The sequence below is a fragment of the Streptomyces sp. NPDC101194 genome, assembly GCF_044767885.1.
Taxonomy (GTDB): Bacteria; Actinomycetota; Actinomycetes; order Streptomycetales; family Streptomycetaceae; genus Streptomyces.
The window spans coordinates 270,106-289,318 of the sequence record NZ_JBIWOS010000008.1; the positions used below are offsets into that span (position 1 = coordinate 270,106).

The 19,213-nt window shown below is 70.0% G+C and carries 16 protein-coding genes and 2 pseudogenes; 7 read left to right on the plus strand and 11 right to left on the minus strand.

The window, feature by feature from the left end; translation table 11 throughout:
• The first annotated feature begins 44 nt into the window (after window positions 1-44).
• Entirely contained in the window at window positions 45-3,350 is a 3,306-nt protein-coding gene (locus tag ACIRP2_RS27885) for a BTAD domain-containing putative transcriptional regulator (protein WP_404254902.1), read from the plus strand.
• A 444-nt stretch (window positions 3,351-3,794) separates the two neighbouring features.
• Here ACIRP2_RS27885 and ACIRP2_RS27890 read toward each other — a convergent pair whose 3' ends face one another.
• Both ACIRP2_RS27890 and ACIRP2_RS27895 read right to left on the minus strand, forming a co-directional pair.
• Complete coding sequence (locus ACIRP2_RS27890; RefSeq protein ID WP_404254904.1) at window positions 3,795-4,259, minus strand: helix-turn-helix transcriptional regulator; 465 nt, start codon at window positions 4,257-4,259, stop codon at window positions 3,795-3,797.
• Between the two features lie 512 nt (window positions 4,260-4,771).
• Window positions 4,772-5,182 (minus strand): VOC family protein, encoded by a 411-nt coding sequence (locus ACIRP2_RS27895; RefSeq protein WP_404254906.1) that lies wholly within the window; start codon window positions 5,180-5,182, stop codon window positions 4,772-4,774.
• A gap of 1,359 nt (window positions 5,183-6,541) precedes the next feature.
• Between ACIRP2_RS27895 and ACIRP2_RS27900 the strand changes: the two genes are divergently transcribed.
• The gene (locus ACIRP2_RS27900) at window positions 6,542-6,631 is read left to right on the plus strand and encodes a tryptorubin family RiPP precursor (RefSeq protein WP_020930389.1); all 90 of its coding nucleotides are present in this window, start codon (window positions 6,542-6,544) and stop codon (window positions 6,629-6,631) included.
• Between the two features lie 80 nt (window positions 6,632-6,711).
• Entirely contained in the window at window positions 6,712-7,761 is a 1,050-nt protein-coding gene (locus tag ACIRP2_RS27905; RefSeq protein WP_404254908.1) for a cytochrome P450, read from the plus strand.
• A gap of 242 nt (window positions 7,762-8,003) precedes the next feature.
• On the opposite strand, the gene ACIRP2_RS27910 is transcribed toward ACIRP2_RS27905, so the two are convergent.
• Genes ACIRP2_RS27910 through ACIRP2_RS27920 form a run of 3 tightly spaced genes read right to left on the minus strand, consistent with a single transcriptional unit; the run spans window position 8,004 to window position 10,345 of the window.
• Window positions 8,004-9,062 (minus strand): threonine aldolase family protein, encoded by a 1,059-nt coding sequence (locus ACIRP2_RS27910; RefSeq protein ID WP_404254910.1) that lies wholly within the window; start codon window positions 9,060-9,062, stop codon window positions 8,004-8,006.
• A 15-nt stretch (window positions 9,063-9,077) separates the two neighbouring features.
• Window positions 9,078-9,656 (minus strand): helix-turn-helix domain-containing protein, encoded by a 579-nt coding sequence (locus tag ACIRP2_RS27915; RefSeq protein ID WP_404254912.1) that lies wholly within the window; start codon window positions 9,654-9,656, stop codon window positions 9,078-9,080.
• Window positions 9,656-10,345 carry a metal-dependent hydrolase gene (locus tag ACIRP2_RS27920; RefSeq protein WP_404254914.1) on the minus strand — a complete coding sequence of 230 codons (690 nt, stop codon included), beginning with the start codon at window positions 10,343-10,345 and terminating at the stop codon, window positions 9,656-9,658. Before ACIRP2_RS27920 ends, ACIRP2_RS27915 begins: the two co-directional genes overlap by 1 nt.
• A gap of 559 nt (window positions 10,346-10,904) precedes the next feature.
• Between ACIRP2_RS27920 and ACIRP2_RS27925 the strand changes: the two genes are divergently transcribed.
• Complete coding sequence (locus ACIRP2_RS27925; protein ID WP_404254916.1) at window positions 10,905-11,651, plus strand: GNAT family N-acetyltransferase; 747 nt, start codon at window positions 10,905-10,907, stop codon at window positions 11,649-11,651.
• Between the two features lie 149 nt (window positions 11,652-11,800).
• Here the strand turns inward: ACIRP2_RS27925 and ACIRP2_RS27930 are convergent, their stop codons facing one another.
• Window positions 11,801-12,226 (minus strand): DUF6210 family protein, encoded by a 426-nt coding sequence (locus ACIRP2_RS27930; protein ID WP_404254918.1) that lies wholly within the window; start codon window positions 12,224-12,226, stop codon window positions 11,801-11,803.
• 154 nt (window positions 12,227-12,380) lie between these two features.
• Here ACIRP2_RS27930 and ACIRP2_RS27935 point away from each other — a divergent pair, with 154 nt between their 5' ends.
• On the plus strand, window positions 12,381-12,734 hold the full coding sequence (locus ACIRP2_RS27935; RefSeq protein WP_404254920.1) for a hypothetical protein: 354 nt from the start codon (window positions 12,381-12,383) through the stop codon (window positions 12,732-12,734).
• Between the two features lie 163 nt (window positions 12,735-12,897).
• On the opposite strand, the pseudogene ACIRP2_RS27940 reads toward ACIRP2_RS27935, so the two are convergent.
• The 3 genes and pseudogenes from ACIRP2_RS27940 to ACIRP2_RS27950 all read right to left on the minus strand — a co-directional run.
• Window positions 12,898-13,071: pseudogene (locus tag ACIRP2_RS27940) on the minus strand (transcription termination/antitermination protein NusG); the annotation flags it as partial.
• A gap of 102 nt (window positions 13,072-13,173) precedes the next feature.
• Window positions 13,174-14,163 (minus strand): annotated as a pseudogene (locus ACIRP2_RS27945) (nucleotidyl transferase AbiEii/AbiGii toxin family protein); the annotation flags it as partial.
• Window positions 14,160-14,870: a hypothetical protein gene (locus ACIRP2_RS27950; RefSeq protein ID WP_404254922.1), complete on the minus strand. Its 711-nt coding sequence runs from the start codon at window positions 14,868-14,870 to the stop codon at window positions 14,160-14,162. The pseudogene ACIRP2_RS27945 and the gene ACIRP2_RS27950, both read right to left, overlap by 4 nt.
• 410 nt (window positions 14,871-15,280) lie before the next feature.
• Here ACIRP2_RS27950 and ACIRP2_RS27955 point away from each other — a divergent pair, with 410 nt between their 5' ends.
• Window positions 15,281-16,084, plus strand: a complete 804-nt coding sequence (locus ACIRP2_RS27955; RefSeq protein ID WP_404254924.1) for a HEAT repeat domain-containing protein — start codon at window positions 15,281-15,283, stop codon at window positions 16,082-16,084.
• Window positions 16,085-16,231: 147 nt separating this feature from the next.
• On the opposite strand, the gene ACIRP2_RS27960 is transcribed toward ACIRP2_RS27955, so the two are convergent.
• Both ACIRP2_RS27960 and ACIRP2_RS27965 read right to left on the minus strand, forming a co-directional pair.
• Window positions 16,232-16,402: a hypothetical protein gene (locus ACIRP2_RS27960; RefSeq protein ID WP_404254926.1), complete on the minus strand. Its 171-nt coding sequence runs from the start codon at window positions 16,400-16,402 to the stop codon at window positions 16,232-16,234.
• Window positions 16,403-16,693: 291 nt separating this feature from the next.
• The gene (locus ACIRP2_RS27965; protein ID WP_404254928.1) at window positions 16,694-17,185 is read right to left on the minus strand and encodes an FBP domain-containing protein; all 492 of its coding nucleotides are present in this window, start codon (window positions 17,183-17,185) and stop codon (window positions 16,694-16,696) included.
• 309 nt (window positions 17,186-17,494) lie between these two features.
• On the opposite strand from ACIRP2_RS27965, the gene ACIRP2_RS27970 reads away from it, so the two are divergent.
• Window positions 17,495-18,673, plus strand: coding sequence for a GDSL-type esterase/lipase family protein (locus ACIRP2_RS27970; RefSeq protein WP_404254930.1), 1,179 nt, complete (start codon window positions 17,495-17,497; stop codon window positions 18,671-18,673).
• Window positions 18,674-19,213: the final 540 nt, after the last annotated feature.

Here is a 19,213-nt window from a genome sequence, read left to right on the forward strand (position 1 = left end):
GCGGTCCGGTAGCAGCCGGAAGAGCTCAACACAGGGGGAACAACGTGAGATTCGGACTCCTCGGCCCGCTGACGGTCCACGACGAGCACGGGACCGACCGGACACCGGGATCCCTCAAGGCCCGGACCCTCCTCGCAGTCCTTTTGCTCACACCGAACCGTGTCGTCTCCCACGACCGCCTCGAAACGGTCCTGTGGGGCGCGCGGCCACCGGCCACCGCCCGCGCTTCCCTGCACAACCATCTGAGCCGCCTGCGCCGTGCGTTGGGGGAGGAGGCTCGTGTCCAGGCCCCGCGCCACGGCATCCTCCTCCACGTCGGCGAGGGCGAGCTGGACATCGATGTCTTCACCCGGAGGGTCGAGGCAGCTCGTGCTTCACGGCAGGAGAGCGACTGGGACACTGTGGCGCGCGAGGCCGAAGCCGCCCTCGGCCTGTGGCGCGGCACTCCTCTGAGCGACCTGCCCGCAGCGGCGGAGACGGCCTACGCCCACGTCGACGAGTGGCAGGAGGCCCGGCTGCAGGCCCTGGAGTGGCGCAACCACGCGGAGCTGCAGCGCGGTCGGCACGACGTTCTTCTGCCCGAACTCCGCCGCCTGACAGCCGAATTCCCGCTCCGGGAGTCCTTCCACACCCAGCTGATGCTCGTTCTCCACCGCACCGGCCAGCAGGCCGGGGCCCTCGACGTGTACCACCGACTGCGTCGCACCCTGGTCGACGACCTCGGTGTCGAGCCGGGGCCCGAAGCCCGCGCGGCCTACCAGTACATACTCGACGACTCCGGCCGCACCACGCCCCAACCCCCGGCGGGTGGCACGCCCGTCACCCCGAGCGTGCCCACGGAACTGCCCCGGGACATCGCGTCCTTCACCGGCCGGGACGACGAACTCCGCCTGCTGACTGCCGCGGTACGCAGCCGCTCCGAAGACCCCTCGGGCCTGATCAACATCCATGCCGTCGACGGCATGCCCGGCGTGGGCAAGACAGCATTCGCCGTCCACGCGGCCCACCGTCTGCGCAAGGACTTCCCCGACGGCCAGATCTTCCTCCCGCTGCACGCGCACACACCGGGCACGCCCCCCGTCGATCCGGCCGACGCCCTCACCACCCTGCTGCTCGCCCTCGGTGAGGACCCCCAGCGCATCCCGGGCGGCCTGGAGGCCCGCGCCGGTCTGTGGCGCAGCGATCTGGCCGACCGCCGCATGCTCATCCTGCTCGACGACGCCTGCAGCAGTGAACAGATCGAGCCTCTTCTGCCCGGCACCGGTTCCTCGCTCGTGCTGATCACCAGTCGCCGGAGGCTGACCGCCCTCGAGGACGTCGTGCCGCTCACCCTGGAAGTCCTGCAGCCCGAACGCGCGGTCCAATTGCTCGTCGCGAAGGCCGGACGAGCCGATCTCGACACCGGCGACCTCCCGATCGCCGAACTCGGCCGACTGTGCGGGTACCTCCCTCTGGCTCTTCAGCTCACCGCCGCACGCCTGCGCCACCACCCCACCTGGACCGCAGCCGACGTCGTGGCCGACCTGAGCGACCCGAACGGACAACTGAGCGGCCTCTCCACCGAACACACCTCTGTCGCGGCCGCGTTCCAGCTCTCCTATCGAGACCTTCCGGCGGACCGCCAGAGGCTGTTCCGGCACCTCGGGATGCAGCCGGGCGTCGACATCGACGCCTACGGGGCCGCCGCACTGCAGGACACCGGAGTGTCGGACGCCCGCCGCATGCTTGAGGAGATCGAGGAGCATCACCTCATCGAGGAGACGGCCCGTGGCCGCTACCGCATGCACGACCTCGTCCGCGAGTACGCCCGTACGCTCGCGCGCGAGTCCGGCACCCATGCCGTACATGAGGCATTGGAGAGGCAGCTGGACTACTACCTCCACGCCGCGACCCGGGCCGACCACTTCTTCAACCGCTACAACAACCCCGAGCCGCGGTACGCGACCGGTCTGCAACCCGAGATCCCCGACATTCCCGATGCGGATCGCGCGACTGCCTGGATGCGTGCCGAGTACGCCAACCTCCAGGCGGCGGTCGAGTACGCGGCTCGCCACGGTCACCTCACACATGCCGTGCACCTTCCCGCCGCGATGAAGGAGTTCCTGCGTACCCACGGGCACTGGAGCGAAGCCCTTGCCCTGCACGGGACCGCCCTCGAATGCGCTCTCACGGCCGGGGATCTGCTGGGGCAGGCGACGGCATTGCGGAACATGGCGGTGATCCATCGTGTGATGGGCCGGTACGAACAGTCCGAGGCGAACCTCGTGCAGGCGCTGGAGCGCTTCGACGGTCTCCCCGACAGACACGGCCAGGCCATCGCGTTCGGTGATCTGGCGAGTGTCCTTCGCGTGACCGGGAGATATGAGGAGGCCGAGGCCATGTACCAGCGGGCGCTGCGGCTCTTCCGCGACGTGGGCGACACGCGCGGCATGGCTCATGCGCTCGTCGACATCGGCCATGTGCGGCAACTGACCGGGCGCTACGCCGAGGCTGCCGAGAGCCTCGAACGGGCGCTGGAGCTGCACGGCGCTTCTGGAAACCGCCTCGGTCGGGCGAACGCCCTCACGGCTCTCGGTGACCTGCACAAGTCCGCCGGACGCTACACGGGAGCCATCGACGCCCACCGTGAGGCCCTCGTGAGCTATCGCATACTCGGCAACCGTTACGGCGAGGGCAATGCCCTGGCCGACCTCGGTGACGTGCTGCGGCTGAGGGGAGAGTACGAGGAGGCCGCGGAGTGCATCGAGCAGGCGCTCGGAATGTTCCGCGCGTTCGGTGCCAGGCTCGGCCAGGCGAACGCTCTCATGTATCTGGCCCGGGTCAGGTTCGGCACGGGACGCATCGAAGCGGCCGAGAGAGACCTCGACGAAGCCCTCACCATCTGTCACGAACTCGGCAGCCGTATGGGACGGGCCCATGTCCTCATGCATCTGGCCGAGACGCAGTCGGCGAGCGGCGCCCACGGCATCGCGATGCAGAATGCTCGCGCGAGCGTGGAGCTGTGCCGCGAGCTCAAGGACCGCGGGGGCGAGGCAGAAGCACTCAACATCCTTGGCGCGGTCTGCCTGGCGGCCGACGGTGTCGCCTTCGCGTCCGAGGCCCGCGAGTGCCATGAGCAGGCACTCGGACTGGCACGTGCCATCGAGTCGCCCTACGACGAGATGCTCGCCCTTGAGGGACTCGACCGGAGTCTGCAAGGGCAGGGCGCGGCGGGCAACGGTTCCGACTGGCTGTCGCTCTCCCTGGTGATCGCCAGGCGACTGGACGTACCCGACGTCGACCGGATCCAGGCACGTCTCGGTACGCGGTCGGGGAAGGTCTCGACCCCCTGTTCCGCCGGGACGGCATGACCGATCCGCCCGGCGCGGTGACAACCTTGTCAACCAGCGCACCGGGCGTGCGATTTCACCGCCGACCCGGTCCATGGACCGGGTCGGACACGCAGATCTCATCGCCCGTGTGCCGGGCAGGGCGTCGTCGCCCCGGGCCGCGTGAGCGCCGGCCCGGGGGCGTCCCCAGGCCCTCCGGGCCCTTCCGATCCAGAACAACCGACTTGCTTCGCACGGAACTTGAGGCCGGACACACCGGGTGTGCGACATGCGCGTCGATCGAGACGGCCACGTCCGGCCGGCTGCCACAGGGACGTCGCGAGCCGGTGGGCTCCGTAGCCGGCGGGCTTCTTTGCCGGTGGTGGCTCGTGCTGCTCGGCCGGGGGACCGGTCGGGTCCCGGTGACCGGCCCGGTCGTGGGGTCGGCCGAGCGGAGGGTGACAGGGTTGGTGGATGCTGTGGCCGTCAAGCCGGTTGTGGCTCGACGGCCGGTGCTTGACGGTTCCTGACCGGTCTCGTCACTTGCTTTGCCACGCATGGCGGCATTCCTGCCGCGGTGCTCATCGCGTGGCGGCGGTAGGCGCTGGGTGACATGCCGGTCAGTTCGGTGAAGCGGGTGCTGAAGGTGCCCAGGGAAGAGCAGCCGACCGCGAAGCAGACATCGGTGACGTTCAGGTCGCCGCGACGCAGCAGCGCCTTCGCGCGCTCGATGCGACGTGTCATCAGGTACGCGTACGGTGACTCGCCATAGGCCAGCCGGAACTGGCGGCTGAGGTGCCCGGCGGACATGTTCACGCCGCGGGCGAGCGTCTCGACGTTCAGTGGCTGCGCGTATTCCCGGTCCATCCGGTCGCGGACGCGGCGCAGTCGCTTCAGGTCGTTCAGGCGTTGTGCCGCCGTACGGGCGCGTCCCCACGAGGGGTGACACATGAGAGAGGTCCTTTTCGTCGATGTCCGTGAGCACCCGGGCCTGTACGGCGGGGTGAGGGGCGAGGCGCTTGGTGGCAGTGCACGGTTTGCCGGGGCGGGCGAGCCGGTCGGGCGGGCCGAGCAACTGCTCGGCGACGAGGGAGGGGCCGGTGGGCGGCTCGGCGGACCGGCCGGGGGAAGCCGCCCCTGTGGGGCCGGTGTGCGTGCCTCAGGGCTGTCCCGTAATCCCTGGCGGGCGTGCGACGTCGGCTACGGCACCTCGCCGCGTTGTCGGAACGTCCACATACATCCAGTATGCGGACGCCCCTCCGCCTTGCGATGCACCGCATCCGACGCCGCGCGCTGATCCACCAGGGATTGCGGGACAGCCCTTCGGGCTCGGTGGCCGGCGACGTGAGCCCCTCGGTGCGGGGCCGGTCGCCGACGTCGGTGTTCCGGAGGCGTCGGCTGCCGTCTTCTCCGAAGGTGGTCGCGGCGTCGGCCGTTCTCGGCCGAATCGATGACCGGTCGGCTCAGCGGAGTTCCTGGATGCGGACCAGGTTGCCCGCGGGGTCGCGGAAGGCGCAGTCGCGGATGCCGTAGGGCTGTTCGGTCGGCTCCTGGACGACCTCGGCGTCGCCGGCCTGGACCCTTTCGAAGGTGCCGTCGAGGTCCCGGGTGGCCAGCAGGATCCAGCCGTAGGTGCCCTTGGCCATCATCTCGGTGATGGTGCGGCGCTCGTCCTCCGTGACCCCCGGGTCGACCGCCGGCGGTGCCAGGAGGATGGACGTGTCGGGCTGGCCGGCGGGGCCGACCGTGATCCAGCGCATCTTGCCCTGCCCGACATCGCTGCGGACCTCGAAGCCGAGGACGTCGCGGTAGAAGGCCACGGACGCGTCCGGGTCGTCGTGCGGAAGAACGCTCGTGTGAATGGTGATGTCCATGGAGATCATGCTAGGTGCGACTCCGTGACCCGCGCTTCTCGATTCCTGATCGATGCGGCCACCTGTATGGCCCATCCGGTCGACACTCCGTGCTCGGCCGCGGTGTCCGGTTCATCGGCACGTACCCGGACATGCCTCTCGCATTGTCACCGGCCCCGACGGTCGGCCCGGCGCCGGTACGGCCCTCGTACGCGAGGCCGCCGACACCGCTGCGGGCGTCGTCGCCGACTTTCTGCCATGCGCGGCCGGGGCGGTGCAGAGCATCGTCAGCAGCACGCCTGTCGCAGGGAACCAGGCGATGTCGCATCATCGGGGGCTTCACCGAGGGCCGCTCGCTTCCTGGACCCCACAGACGCGGGGTCCCGCGCCGGGCGTCAGGTCATTGATCACGGCGAGCGCGTCCCGGCGGCCGTTGCGCCATTCGACGGGCGCGCGGTCGGATGCGGGCCGCGCACCGCACAGCTGAGCGCACCCGCCCTTCTCCCCTGTTCCTGTACTCCAGGGGGGCCTGTACTCCAGGGGGCGCGTGTCCGCGCGAACCGTGGCGAGCACGGCTGCCGCTGTCCTCCGACAGCCGGGCAGCGGCGTGCCGTTGTCGTTGCCGGCGAAGGCGAGGACGGTCCTGCCACTGGTGCGGGCGGTGTTCGGCGAGTGCTCGGAGGCTTGCGGGGGACCTCCGGTGGTGGCTCCGACGGGCCGCGCGCTCGTGCAGGCGCTTGTGCGGCAGCGTGTCGCTCTGCCGCCGTCGGTCGAGCCTTCTGGCGAGCCGAGCACCGGGCCGTCCGACGACGTCTGCCGTGCAGGGGGCGGGCCGGCCCTGGAATCGGCTCGGTGAGGGCATCCGCCGGGCACCCGGCCGACAGGCATGTGAACCGTCGTACCGGCCACCACGATCTCCACCCGCAGGCCGTCCGACGGCGCGTCCGCAGGTCGCTGTTCCTGTCGGCCGTGTTTGCGACCCGACGATCCCCGCACCGCGGGGCGCGCGCAGAGCTCGCTGGAGGAGGCGTACGCGGCACGAACACGTGCACGCGTCGCCGTACCCGCGTCGACCACCACGAGTGCCGGATACGGAAAGAGCTGTTCCCCGTTTCGTAAAATCCTCGCCGCTCCACCGCGACCGGCAACACCGCTGTTCCATAAGGTTACTTGGCATATACATCTGCTACATCGGGATCAATCGTCAGCTTCGCCGCGTGCCCTTCATCACCTCGCACCCTGAACTCGCGTGAAACATGAGGTTGGTTGTTCTTTGCGGTGATGCAGGTCACTTGACGCCGTCGGGACTCCGGCATTCACTTCTGCGGCGGTCGAAGACCATTCGGCGGCCTGCAACTGGGGAACAGACCCTTCCCTGCCATGGAGGTACGGATGAAGTTCGTTCGTCTCGTGAAGCGGATGCGCAGCGACAAGAGCCTCAAGGCGTATGCGTGGTACGGCTGGATCTGATCGGCCCACGACTGTAGGAGAGGCCGGTGGCGGGCCGGGTGAGACGGCCCGCCACCGGTCGGCGTTCCCGGAGGATTCCGATGCCCCAGCCACCGATCGTCAACCGCCGCGGTCGACAGGTGCGCTTCGCGCCCAGGATCGACGCGCTGCTCAGCCGCCACACCGGCCAGGACCTGTTCCGGCTGGAACCCAACACGATCGGCGTCGCGGGCGCCGACCTCATGGACGCCCTGCTCCGCAGCCGGCCGGCCAACGCCGAGGAGCGCCCGACCTTCAAACCCGTCCTCGGCCGACACGTCGGCCGGGCCGACGCGTCCGCCTACATGCAGGCCGTGGCAGCGGATGTGCGGAAAGCGCTCCAGCGCCCGTTGGAGACGTCGGTCGACCTGACGGGCCCGTGGCCGCAGGTGCCGCACGCCTATCTCCGGGACCTGGTCTTCGGACGGGAACTCCTGCGCTTCCGGGTTCTGGTGGACCGCAGATTGGAACTCACCCCGAAACTGACCTGGTCCGCCGTCACCTCGGGCGCCGCCCTGCTGCGCCGCCCCGACCGCGCGGAGCCCCTCTCGAAGCTCGCCACCCTCGTCCTCGGCGCCGACGGCTTTCCGGACCGCCGATACGCCATGTACCTCTATCGACGGGTGGCGGCGCCGATCTGCTTCACGGTGGCCGCCCTGGTCACCAACGCGGTCTGGCTGGGCGCACCGTTCGACGAGGCCGTCCCGAACCGACACCTCATCGCCGAGGCGCTCCGGTTGCTGCCACCGTCCTGGAACATCCTCCGGGTGGCCTCGCCCGAATTCACCGAGGTGGACGCCCGGATCGGCCCGGCGGACGATGTCCTGCTGCTGCCGTTGCTGAGTCACCGCGACCCCGCGCAGTGGGAGGAGCCCGATGCCTTCCGTCCCGAGCGGTGGACCGACCTGGATCCGGACGACCACCCCGGGTACCTGCCGTTCGGCCATGCCGACGAGCGCTGCTGGGGCCGCCACATGGTTCTGCCGCTCGCCGAGCGCCTCCTCGATCTGGTGCGCCGGGACGGCCTCACGGTGCGTCCCACCCAGACCGTCGGCCGGGTCGAACTCGACGGACTGATGGAAGTCTCGGAGGTCCGGGTGACGCGGGGGTGACGTGGGGCCGGCCCGACCGGGTGGCCGTTCGGTCCCGGCGGCCGGGCCGCGGCGCGGCACCTCGGGACGGGGGCGGTGCGGCGCAAACGGAGTTGTTCGTCCCACATGATCTCGGCGCGAGCCGGCGCTGCTCAGATTCCATGGCCCCTACAGGAATGGAAAACCGGCCACCGTCGGCTCGTCGCGAGCGGCCGAGGTGGGCGGCGGGGTGAGCGGTTGTCACCCCGCCGCTCCGGGTGGTGTCAGGGGCTGAGGCGGCGGACGGTCTCAAGGAGAGCGTCGACGTCGTGCGCGGTGGTGGAGAAGGAGGTGACGAACCGGCAGACGCCCGGCTCCCAGCGGTCGTGGTAGAAGGCGAATCCCTCTGCCAGGAGTTGATCGATGACCTGCTGGGGGAGGCGGCAGAAGAGGATGTTGGCCTCGACGGCGTGCAGCAGGTCGGCGCCGGGGAGGGCCTTGAGCCCGTCGCCCAGGCGGGCGGCCATCGTGTTGGCGTGGGCGGCGTTGCGCAGCCACAGGCCGTCGGTGAGGTAGGCGTCGAGCTGGGCGGACTGGAAGCGCATCTTGGAGGTGAGCTGGCCGGCGCGCTTGACCCGGAAGGAGAGTTCCGGGGTGAGGGCGCGGTCGAAGACGACGATGGCGTCGGCGGTCATGGCGCCGTTCTTGGTGGCCCCGAAGGACAGGACGTCGACGCCGGCCCGCCAGGTCAGCTCGGCGGGTGTGCGGCCCAGGGCGGCGACTGCATTGGCGAAACGGGCTCCGTCCATGTGGACGCGCAGGCCCGCGCCCTTGGCGATGCGGGCCAGGGCGCGGATCTCGTCGGGGGTGTAGAGGGCGCCGGTCTCGGTGGCCTGGGTGATGCTGAGCACGGAGGGCTGCACGCTGTGCACGTCGCCGACCTTCCGCGTCGCGGCCGCGCGCAGGTGGTCGGGGTCGATCCTGGCGTCGTCGCCGGGCAGGGGAACGAGCTTGGCTCCGTCGGTGAAGAACTCCGGGGCGCCGCATTCGTCGGTGTTGATGTGGCTGTCGCGGTGGCACAGCACGCTGCCCCAGGGCGGGGTGAGAGCGGCCAGGCTCAGGGCGTTGGCCGCTGACCCCGTGGAGACGGGCAGGACGTCGACGTCGCGTTCGAAGATCTCGGCGAAGCGGGCTCGGGCGTCGGCGGTGAACCGGTCGGCGCCGTAGGGCAGGTCCTGGCCGACGGCTGCGGCGGTGACGGCTTGGACGATCTCCGGGCAGGCACCGGCAGTGTTGTCGCTGGTGAATATGCGTTGGGGTCCGGTGGGGGAGGTGACGCTCATGTTCGGGGTTGTCTTTCAGCTGATGATCGGTGAGGCGATGACGACGGTGACGTCGGCGGTCTCGGGGCCGGTGCGGTAGATGTGCGGGGCGTCTCCGGCGAAGGCGAGCAGATCGCCGGAGTGCAGGTCGGTGGGGGCATCGGAGGGCCCGGCGGTGAGGTGCCCGGAGGAGACGAGCAGGTGCTCGATGGTGCCGGTCGCGTGCGGAACGCCGTCCAGACGCGTGTCCGGGGGCATGCGCAGCCGCCAGATCTCCAAGCTGTTGCCGCTGCTGATGCGGCGCAGCAGTTCGCGCCCCACTTCGCCGTCGGCCAGGTCGGTGCCGGGCACGAACACCGGTCCCGGGTCGGTGTCGCGGGCCAGAAGGTCGGTCAGCGGGATGCGCAGGGCGATCGCGAGCGCGTCGAGGGTCTCGATGGTCGGATTGCCCCGCCCGGCCTCCAGCTGCGACAGCGTCGCCTTGCTCAAGCCCGCCCGACGGGACAGCTCCGCACTGCTCATGCCGCGCTGCTCACGGCGCCGGCGGATCTGCACCCCGACCGCGCCCGCGGTGCTGCTGGCGGGCCGACGGTCGCCTGATGAACGGGGAGTCATCACCGCTCCCGGTGGGCGGCGCCGTAGGAGACGCGGATCCGGCCCTTCCTGACCTTCAGCGTCGGCAGCGCGACGTCGGCGAGGTCGCCGAGGCTCCGTACGTGAGTTCCCCCGCACGGTGCGGAGTGCAGGCCGGCCAGGTGGACGACACGGCGACCCTCGGGGTCGTTCTCCCAGGTCACGGGCAGATCCTGCGCGATTGCCCCGGCGACCTCCGTCCGCAGCGCCTCGGTGGCCTCCTCCCGGCCCTCCGGGGTGTCCAGGCGGGCGTCCGGCTGCGGCGCGGTGAACTCGATCCGCGCCTGGCCGGGGAAGTGGTTGTTCGCGGCCGGCATCCACCCCTGCGCCCGGCCGGCCGCCTCGATCAGGTGACCGGCCGTGTGCAGCGCGGCATGCGTGACGCGCATCGGAAGGTCGATGCGGACCTCGACAGGCCACCCCGGCGAGAAGACCGGCAGGGCGGCCTCGCCTGAGGCCACGGCCACGACCAGCCCGGAGTCACGGTCCCGCAAGGGGACGATCTCGTGGCCGTCCACCCACCCGCGGTCGGCGGGCTGCCCCCCGCCCTGCGGATGGAACAGACAGTGCTCGACCGCCACCCACGGCACACCGTCGCGCTCGCCTGTGGCGGCCACCTGGGTACGGGCCCGCTCCTCGTACGTGTCCGCGTAGTAGGCGGAGACCTGCATGACACCCTCACTAGGGAAGTTGGACGAACTCTACGTTCACTATAACGAACGATTGATGCTGCGGCTGCGAACCGTGATGCTGGAGCGCGGCGCCGGCTCCGCGCTGAAGGACGGCAAGGACCGGCTCGACGCCGAACCGCCGAAGCCGTCGGCTTCGCGCCGTCGCGGGCTCTCGGAAGCGGACTGCGACCGCCGCCGAGCGGCTCACCGCCCTGGTCGACTCCACGGGGCTTCTGCCGCCGCGCGTTGCGCTGCTCCACCGACCGACGGGTCCTCGACGCCCTGCTGCGCGCCCAGGTGCTCCGCCGCGGGCCACGGCACCGCGAACGGGCCCTTCGGGAACCAGGCAGATGTACCGGACCGTGTACATCTGGAGTGCGGACCGGAGCCGGTGGTGCGTGGTCCGCCGCAGCGCGACCAGGTCCCAGTGCCTCTTGCTGTGAGCAACGCACGGCGCAGCGGGCGAACAGGCGCGTGAGCTGCGGAATTCAGTTGCCACGGCGAATGCGGAACCGGAGAATGCCGCATCGAGGTACATGCGGTCTAGCAAGGATGACGAGTGACTGAGAACGATGAGCAGCGCCAGACCCTGACCAATCGGCAGGGCGTGCCGGTTCTGACCTATCTGCGGGGTGTTCGCGAGGGGCACCCGTGGGCGGACCTCGCCGAAGTGGTCGGCCCCGACCCCGTGGACACCATCGTCTCCGGCATGTCCGGATGGGCGGTCTCGGGATCTGTGGAGCTCGGCGAGCACCTGTTGCACCGTGGCGCACGGGTGATGAGACATGCCCACGAGATGCGGAGAGACTTGGTCGACTGCCCGCCGCCGGCCGACTGGTCCTCGCGGGCCTTGGGCAAGGGACTGCGGGCAGTCCCTTGCGACCGTGATGCCGACGCCGTGTTCCCGGCGTGGCGTGCCGCCTTTCCTGCCGGTCATCCGGACCATCACCGTGGCAGCGACGAAGAAGCCCTGAACGAGCTCCTGAAGCCGATGCTGACGGGCTCCGTCCTCGGACCGGTCCTTCCGTGCAGCGCCTTGGTGGTGGACGAGACGGACCGCGTCGTCGCCGGGGCGATCCTCACCGACCGCGACGGTCAGCCATGGATCGCGGACGTATTCCGCCGCCCCGAATCCGAATATGCGGGCCTTGGCGCCGATCTGCTGCGTCGGGTGCTCGCTGCGGCCGCGGCCGACGGGCTGGCCGAGGTCTCGCTCGTCGTGAGCGATGCGAATCCGGCCCGCCGCGTCTACGAGAAGCTCGACTTCCGGTTGACTGACACATCGCTGACTGTCGTAGTGCCCTAGGGACTACGGGACGACCCAGGGCTGTCCCGTGATCCCTGGCGGGCGCGCGGCGTGAGATGAGGCACCTCGCCGCGTTGTCGGAACGTCCGCATGCATCCAGTGTGCGGACGCCTCTCCTCTGGCTCGGGGTGGACAGCTGATCGCCGCGTTCAGTCCGAGTTGGCCCACATCAGCACTCCCGGGCCGTCCGGCGTGATCACGGGCACCCGGGCCTCGTCGGCGTCGCGGACCCGGTTCCCGTCCAGCCTCAGGGTGTGCAGATCCTCCGTGTGTCCGTCGGATGCCCAGTAGGGGATGCTCTCGATGATTCCGCGCAGCCTCGCGCGCTCGTCATCCGGCCACGAGTAGTTCCACGTGCCGGCACCGGCGAACTCCTCCTCGAACAGTCGGCGCAGCGCGTCCAGCGCGTCAGGGCCGAACACCGGCACCAGGAAGCCCTCCGCCTGCCCCTGTCGGCACAGGTGGCCGCCGTACTGCTGCTGGTAGAAGACGCCGGTCGGGGCCTCGACGACCACGTGCAGCCATCCGTCGGCCGTGCCGTCCTGATCGAGTGTGACGAAGCGTCGAGAGCTCACGGCGGCAGTCTTGTCGATCGCTGACCTCGAGTTCAATGAAATTTCGCAGCCGCGAGATCGATTACGGGACACGACCGCCTCGACGACAAGGCACTCCCGCAGGGCACCACCTATGCGCTCTCTGCAGTTCACCGCCGAGTCGTAGTCGAACGGCATGATCGAACGCGCCTTCACCGCGGGCGGTGTCCCCGGAGTTCCCTGGTCGCCGGCGTCCGGCGCCGATCGCGCGCCCCCGGTCCTGATGGGCCACGGCCACGGCGGGGACAACCACAAGAAGCATCTCGCGACGGCGGGCCGGGCACAGCTCCTCGTGACCGGCTGCGGAATCCACGGCGCCGTCATCCACGTGCCCGGTCAAGGCGACCGGCAGCAGTCCCGGCCGAGCCCGGCGTCGCCCTGGCCGCGGAGCCGGGAGAGTCCGGCTGGGGAGAGGCTGGAATCCCGCGCGGCAGAGCACCTGGCGCTTGAGCACATCGATCCTGTTGACCTGGCCTTCGACCACTCCTGAGTTCCAGCACGAAGCGAGGCCGGCCTTGACGGCGTCGCGGTCGATGCCGACGGCGAAAGTGCGGAGGGGGGTGTGCGGTCATGGGCATCGTCCTGAAGCCCATCGGGTACAGGGAAGCCGCGGCCCTGGGTGTGAGCCAGGAACGCGTCCGGAGTCCACCTCATCAATTCTTCCGCACCTGGTCGAAGGAGAGGTCGACCGTGGTCTCCCGGTGGAACGCATGGACCAGAACCCTGGCCCTCTTCGTGTGGGGACTGACCTCGTTGACAGTCGCCTGGAGAGTGGCGAAGGGGCCGCCGCTGATCGTCACCGAGTCGCCGACCTCGAGATCGACCACTGCGGGCACCGTCGCCGCGAACATCGAAGTGAGCGCCGCGGACAATCGGCACAACCATTCCTCCGCGCTCCCCTGCACCCAGGGGTACTCGGCTTGGAACTGCCCCCATGCCACCGGCCATTGGAGTACCCGGTCCGGGTCGAGCCCATTCGCGTCGGTGTGGCCGTGACCGCCGCACAATACGTCCTCAAGAAGGCTCCTGGACAGCCTGGTACGGCGGTCCTCGGCCAGGAGGACGGCGTCGTAGAGGTCCTTGCCCCGGGCGCCGCCGTCCTCCTCGGACTCGAATCGCAGCCAGAGGATCTTCCAGGCGAGCGACAGCTCCCGGCTGGCCGTCTGGACCACGACGGGTGGTTCGCCACAGCCGACCGGCAGGGCCGCCAACTCCGGCGGCTCGGAGAGCATGTCGTCGGTGGCGAAGTCCACCCGTATCCGGCCGGGCGGCAACCCGAATGCCCGCCAGGGCACTTCCAGCCGCACCCCCGGCCCGTGGTACAGCCATCCTCCGTCGCTCGACTCCGCGTACGCCCGATCGGCGTCGAGCAGTACGCCGCCCGGTGCCTCGGATCGTTGCCTGATCCGCTCGAGCAGGTCCATGTACAGGGGTTCGGCTTCCTCGTCCGTCGAGGCGACTTCCACCAGCCGCTCCAGGTCCGACGACGGATGCCACGCATTCCAGGTCCCCTGAATGCCGTGCGCATCGTCTGCGGGCTCCAGGGCGTCCACCACGGCGGGCCAGCTGTGGGTCAGGTCGATGAGGTTTCCGTATTTCCAGCCCGTGTTGAGCATGTCGCGAACCACCACCCAGTCGAGATCAGCCGGCTCCCGGGCCCGCTCACCGACCCATGCCTGCAGCGGCAGACTGCCCCGCAGCACCAGACTGTCGCTCCACCAGGATCCGGCGATCACAGCGAGCACGTGATCGATCGCCGCCCGGCGGGCGGTCCGCCAGCGCACGGCCTGGGCCGGATCCGTGAACTCCGGCTCCCCGGAGCGCGATCGACGGTCGAGCTCCTCCGGCGGGGGTTCGAATCCTTCGATCGAATCCTTCGGTGCCGGGGGAGTCGGACGGCTCCGATCGCTCTTCGTCATGCGGCACCGCTCCCGTCCGCGACCATCCAGCCTTCGTCCATGAGGAGGTTGTCGTCGTGCACCACGAACTCCTCCTCTACCTCCGCGGCCGCGAGCCCGGCGTCGGCGAGTGATGCCAGCAGGGCGTCCAGTCGCGCGCGAGCAGCAGGACGGCCGACCGGTCGGCAGCGTTGCGTGACGAAGCGCTCGTGGCGGCCCCCGCTGAGTGGGCGGCGGGCATTGCGGGAGACATGCGCCGCGTGGGGCTCGCACAGTGCCCGCACCTCTGCCACCTGGTCGACATCGGTCAGCGCCAGCTTCACGTGGTGCTCGAAGTAGCACTGCGGCGGGAGCGCCGCAGCCTCCTGGGTTGTCTGCGGTACGTCCTTGTTCCATGGCGCCGCCTCGATCTTCACGCGCGTGACTTCGAATCCTTCACAACGCAGTTGTTCCACGCGCCTTCCGGCAGCGGCCCGTTGCAGGGGCAGAGTCCCACGGCCGGTGATGGTGAGCATCGGTTGATCCGGCGTCCTCCCCCGATCCAGGACGATGCGGGAGTACTTCACTTCGTTGCGTTCCGCCCAACGGAGCAACGACATTTCTTCCTCGCTGCACAGACGTACCGTCAGATGGGTTTCGAAGTCACCCGCGAAGTGCTTGTCCTCGGCCCCGGTGTCGAGTCCGTCGGCGGAACGGAGGGCGAACGAGGAGTGGGTTCCCAAGGGCACGGCTGCCACTCTCCGTGCCCCGGGCCCCGACGGCGCCATCGGGAACCCCGGATCCGGCAACCACCCATCCGTCGCCGTGGGTTCGGCCCGCAGGCCGTCGTTCCGCAGGTCATCAGACATGGCCTGCACAGTAGACGGCCCCACTGACAACGGCCCCGGCTTCCCTCGCTGCCGGGCAGGTTCACAAGGACCTCGCCTCGATCGCGGATCAGGGCGCGAACACAGCACCACGAACGCGGAGCGTCACGACTCAAGGCGCCACCCGGATCGCGCCCTTGAAGGTCTCGTCGACCGTCCCGATCACCTGCCGCAATGGCTCGAACAGCGAGGGGCCGGGCTGTGTCGTCGTTGAGCCGCCTCGTCCCACAACCCGAAGATCTCATGGAGTCGGGCCAGTAATATGCCCGGTCATGGCGATGTTTGTGCACTTGACGTCGGCGGCGAACGCGCAGCGCATCCGGCGGTCCGGGATCCGGGCAGCCGGCCAGGGACAAGGCGGTGTGCGCGGGGTGTACTGCTTTCCGGTGCTGCCGTCGTACACCCTCACCCACCAGTGGTTGCGCGAACTGGCCCGTTTCGGGCGCCGGGGCGGGCTTGTGGCCGTCCACGTACGGCTGGACGACGACCAGCACGTGCTGGTCGGGCGCTACACGGACCGGACGCGGGACGCCCAGTCCACCGTTCCCGCGGCCGACGCGGTGCGGCGGATCGCCGCACTCGACGATCCGCGAGGGTGGGAGGTGTTCGTACCTCGGGCGATCCGGCCCCGCGAAGTGCACCGGATCCGCACCGCGCCGCAGGTTGTGGGCTGGCGGTACTGGCCGGACGCGCACGGCGTCCGCCCCTGCACCTGCTTCGGATGCCGGGTGAGGGGGGAGTACGGGGCGCGGCGCCTGCGCGAGCGGCTGCCGCATCCGCTGGACGGGCCGCCGCCACCGGCCGAAGTGCTGCTCGCCAGGGTCGCAGCAGCCGGTGACCCCGGAGACCCGGCCAAGCTGCGGGAGACACTGCATTGGTTCGGTATGCGTCGACGGGGCCCGCTTGCCCAGCTGACCCGCCTTGCTGCCCACCCCGACCCCGGCGTGCGGGAGGACCTGGTGTGGGCGGTCGCCCGCTGGTCGACCCCTGGGGTCGCCGAGCTGCTGGACGGTCTCGCTGACGACCTGCATCCGGACGTCCGGGAGGCGGTAGCGGCCGTCCGTGAGTCGCAGTGATCACTGAGCCCCTGGAATCGATCACCGAAGGGCTGTCGCGCAATCCCTGGTGGTTTCCGGCGAGCAGGCCGCCGTCGCAACCCGGCGAGGAAGCGCCGGGCGGCCGCCCGCCGACGATGCAGCCAGCCACGGTCACCAGCAACGCGGTCACGACGACTTGGCCACGGACGCGTCGTCGCGCCTGACGGGGCGTCGCCGCGACGGTGCGCCGCAAGGGCCCGCTCGGGGGTGCTGCTGACAGAGTGCGAAGCCCAGCGCGTCGACCATGACGAACAACACCACCGGCACGGCGATCCTGCCGAAGCCGCTGTCGATCATCTGCGGTCCGGACCTGGCGGCCGCCTTCCGGCCGCGGGACAGCCACCGACCGTACGGACCCTCGCTGTGGTTGCTCTGCTGCTGTTCCGGTCCAGGCCAAGCAGCGTCCGGCCGCGTGTGTGGGGCGACATGCCTGCCGGACACAGCCGGGTCGGAGGTGGGGCGGATGTCCGTTTCAGCCCAGCCTTGCGTAATCCGGTCGGTGCCGTCCCCGAGAGCCACCGGCGGCTTTCGGCCATTTGGGGGTGGGAGGTGGCTGGAGCCGACGTGTGGTGTGCCTGACTGGGCGATTCATGTGGTGATCTTGGTGATGAACACGGCGAGGTTCGCGACGGTGCGTTGGATCTTCTCGTCCAGGGTGAGTGACTCGTGGAGCCGTGCGCCGGCGCCCGCGTTCTTCTTGCCCCGCACGTACAGCGAGCAGGCGAGGTCGCTGCATATATAGGCCCCCACGGAGTTGCCCTGCTGCCCGGCCCTGCCGGCCTTCGCGGCGACCATCAGCGAGACGCCTCCGGTGTGAGTGGTCAGGCATATCGAGCACATGCTGCGCCGCATCTGCCAGGAGCCGGGGCTGGGGGAGCGCAGTGCGAGCGCCACCGGACGGCCGTCCAGTTCGATGGCGAGGTAGGCCCGGTCGGGGGCCTGGGGGTCTCGCCAGCCGAGGAAGTCCAGGTCGGCCCAGGGCCGCTCGGCCAGGTCGCGGGGGACGGACAGGCGCTTCGCCTCGCCCTTGGTGCAGTTCACGAACGCGGCACGGATCTGTTGCTCGGTCAGAGGTTTCATGAACGAAACGCTAATTTGCCTAAAGGTGTTAGGCAACTGCATAATCGATATCGCCAAATAGGAGGAAGGTTATGGTGCGTGCGGGGGCTGACCGCAGAACGTCTGGTCAGCGCGGCCGCGGAACCGGCGGACGAAGTCGGCTTCGATCAGGTGACCGTCTCCGCGCTCGCCAGGGCGAGCACTCGCCGCTCCGCTACGGAACCGGGTCACACCCTGACCGCGCGAGGGCGGCACCGCCGGAGGCGGTCCGTCGCGCCGAGCGTCGGCGCAAACGAGCATGTGCACACTCTTGATCAACAGGCAGAGGCCATGAACACCGAGCACCACTGGATCACCACACCTGTCACCGCGGACGTCCTGCGCGGCTTCCTCGACCTGGAGGCGACCGCGCACGGTCTGCTGCCGCATCGGCTGCCCGCCCGGGCGCGCCGGCAGATCCCCGACGACCAACTGGCCGTTGCCGAGGCCCAGCCCTCCGGCGTGCGGTTGGCTTTCCGTACCCGCGCCACCGCGATCGAACTCGACACGCTGCCCACCAAGCGGGTCTACCAAGGTTTCCCCGCCCCGGCGGACGGCGTGTACGACCTGCTGATCGATGGCGCTCTCGCGGCCCAGGCCACGGTCGCCGGCGGTAACGTCCGCACGATCACAGACATGTTCACCCAGTCCGCCGAGCTGTCCGAAGGGCCTCCCGGAACCGCCCGCTTCGACGGTCTGCCGGCCGGTGACAAGAACATCGAGATCTGGCTCCCGCATACGGAGATCACCGAGTTGATCGCACTGCGCACCAACGCTCCCGTCGAGCAGGTGCCGGACAGCGGGCGCAGGGTGTGGCTGCACCACGGCAGTTCCATCAGCCACGGTTCGAACGCCGCTCATCCGAGTGCCACCTGGCCGGCCCTGGCAGCCGCTGCGGGCGGAGTGGAGCTGGTCAACATGGGGTTCGGCGGCAGCGCGCTGCTCGACGCGTTCACCGCCCGCGCGATGCGGGACACGCCCGCGGACCTGATCAGCCTCAAGATCGGCATCAATATCGTCAACTCCGACGTGATGCGCCTGCGCGCCTTCACGCCCGCAGTCCACGGCTTCCTCGACACCATCCGCGAGGGGCATCCGGCCACGCCGCTGCTGGTCGTGTCCCCCATCCTGTGCCCGGTCCAGGAGGACACCCCCGGCCCCCTCGCGCCCGACTTCGACGGCGGCACCCTGCGGTTCAAGGCCACGGGCGATCCGGCCGAACGTGCGGCCGGGCGCCTGACGCTCCACGTCATCCGCGACGAACTCGCCGGAATCGTCGACCAGAGGGCGGCCGACGACCCGAATCTGCACTACATGGACGGACGCGACCTGTACGGCGAGACGGACTACGCCGAGTTCCCGCTGCCGGACGAGGTCCATCCTGATCCCGCAGCACACCGCCGCATCGGCGCGAACTTCGCGCGGCTCGCTTTCGGTGACCGCGGCCCCTTCGCCGCCGAGACCGGCTGATCGGATCGCGGTCAGGCAGAACGCGATGGCTTCCCGGTGGTGTCGATGCCGACGGGGTGCGCGCTCGCGATGCGTCCTCGTGCCGGCTCGCGCGGATCCGCAGCAGTGTGTCCACGCCCGGTGCCGACCGCCACTGCGGACGGCGGGTCGGACGGACGGGGTGTTCCCCGGCGCGGTCCCGCCCGCCGGGGACCTCATCCAGGCGTCAGGCGACGAGGGAGTCGAAAGCGTTGAAGAACGCGTCCAACGGGGCCCGGCCCCGGGTCACCTTCGCCCGTGGTGCCGCGCCTTCCCACGCGTCCGGCTGAGATGGATCGAGGCCGTACCCCTTGAAGCCGAGGCCGCGGCCACGGCCCAGGGTTCCCACCGCTTCCGACGCCCGACGGCACCTGGCGCGGAGCAGAGGTCGGTCATGAGGTCCTGCGGGGCGAGGGCTCGGGAACTCGCGATGGGAACGGGCATCGGCTCACTCCATGACTCGAATGCGGCCGGGTGACCGGCAATCCGTCACGTGCGGGAAGTCCGGGGTACTCGTGGAGC

Bases quoted from the DNA above. Each gene is read 5' to 3' on its own strand.
- ACIRP2_RS27890 (WP_404254904.1), bottom strand. From the start codon at position 4,259: ATGTGTCACCCCTCGTGGGGACGCGCCCGTACGGCGGCACAACGCCTG.
- ACIRP2_RS27895 (WP_404254906.1), bottom strand. From the start codon at position 5,182: ATGGACATCACCATTCACACGAGCGTTCTTCCGCACGACGACCCGGAC.
- ACIRP2_RS27900 (WP_020930389.1), top strand. From the start codon at position 6,542: ATGGAGGTACGGATGAAGTTCGTTCGTCTCGTGAAGCGGATGCGCAGC.
- ACIRP2_RS27905 (WP_404254908.1), top strand. From the start codon at position 6,712: ATGCCCCAGCCACCGATCGTCAACCGCCGCGGTCGACAGGTGCGCTTC.
- ACIRP2_RS27910 (WP_404254910.1), bottom strand. From the start codon at position 9,062: ATGAGCGTCACCTCCCCCACCGGACCCCAACGCATATTCACCAGCGAC.
- ACIRP2_RS27915 (WP_404254912.1), bottom strand. From the start codon at position 9,656: ATGACTCCCCGTTCATCAGGCGACCGTCGGCCCGCCAGCAGCACCGCG.
- ACIRP2_RS27920 (WP_404254914.1), bottom strand. From the start codon at position 10,345: ATGCAGGTCTCCGCCTACTACGCGGACACGTACGAGGAGCGGGCCCGT.
- ACIRP2_RS27935 (WP_404254920.1), top strand. From the start codon at position 12,381: ATGATCGAACGCGCCTTCACCGCGGGCGGTGTCCCCGGAGTTCCCTGG.
- ACIRP2_RS27955 (WP_404254924.1), top strand. From the start codon at position 15,281: ATGGCGATGTTTGTGCACTTGACGTCGGCGGCGAACGCGCAGCGCATC.
- ACIRP2_RS27960 (WP_404254926.1), bottom strand. From the start codon at position 16,402: ATGATCGACAGCGGCTTCGGCAGGATCGCCGTGCCGGTGGTGTTGTTC.
- ACIRP2_RS27965 (WP_404254928.1), bottom strand. From the start codon at position 17,185: ATGAAACCTCTGACCGAGCAACAGATCCGTGCCGCGTTCGTGAACTGC.
- ACIRP2_RS27970 (WP_404254930.1), top strand. From the start codon at position 17,495: ATGAACACCGAGCACCACTGGATCACCACACCTGTCACCGCGGACGTC.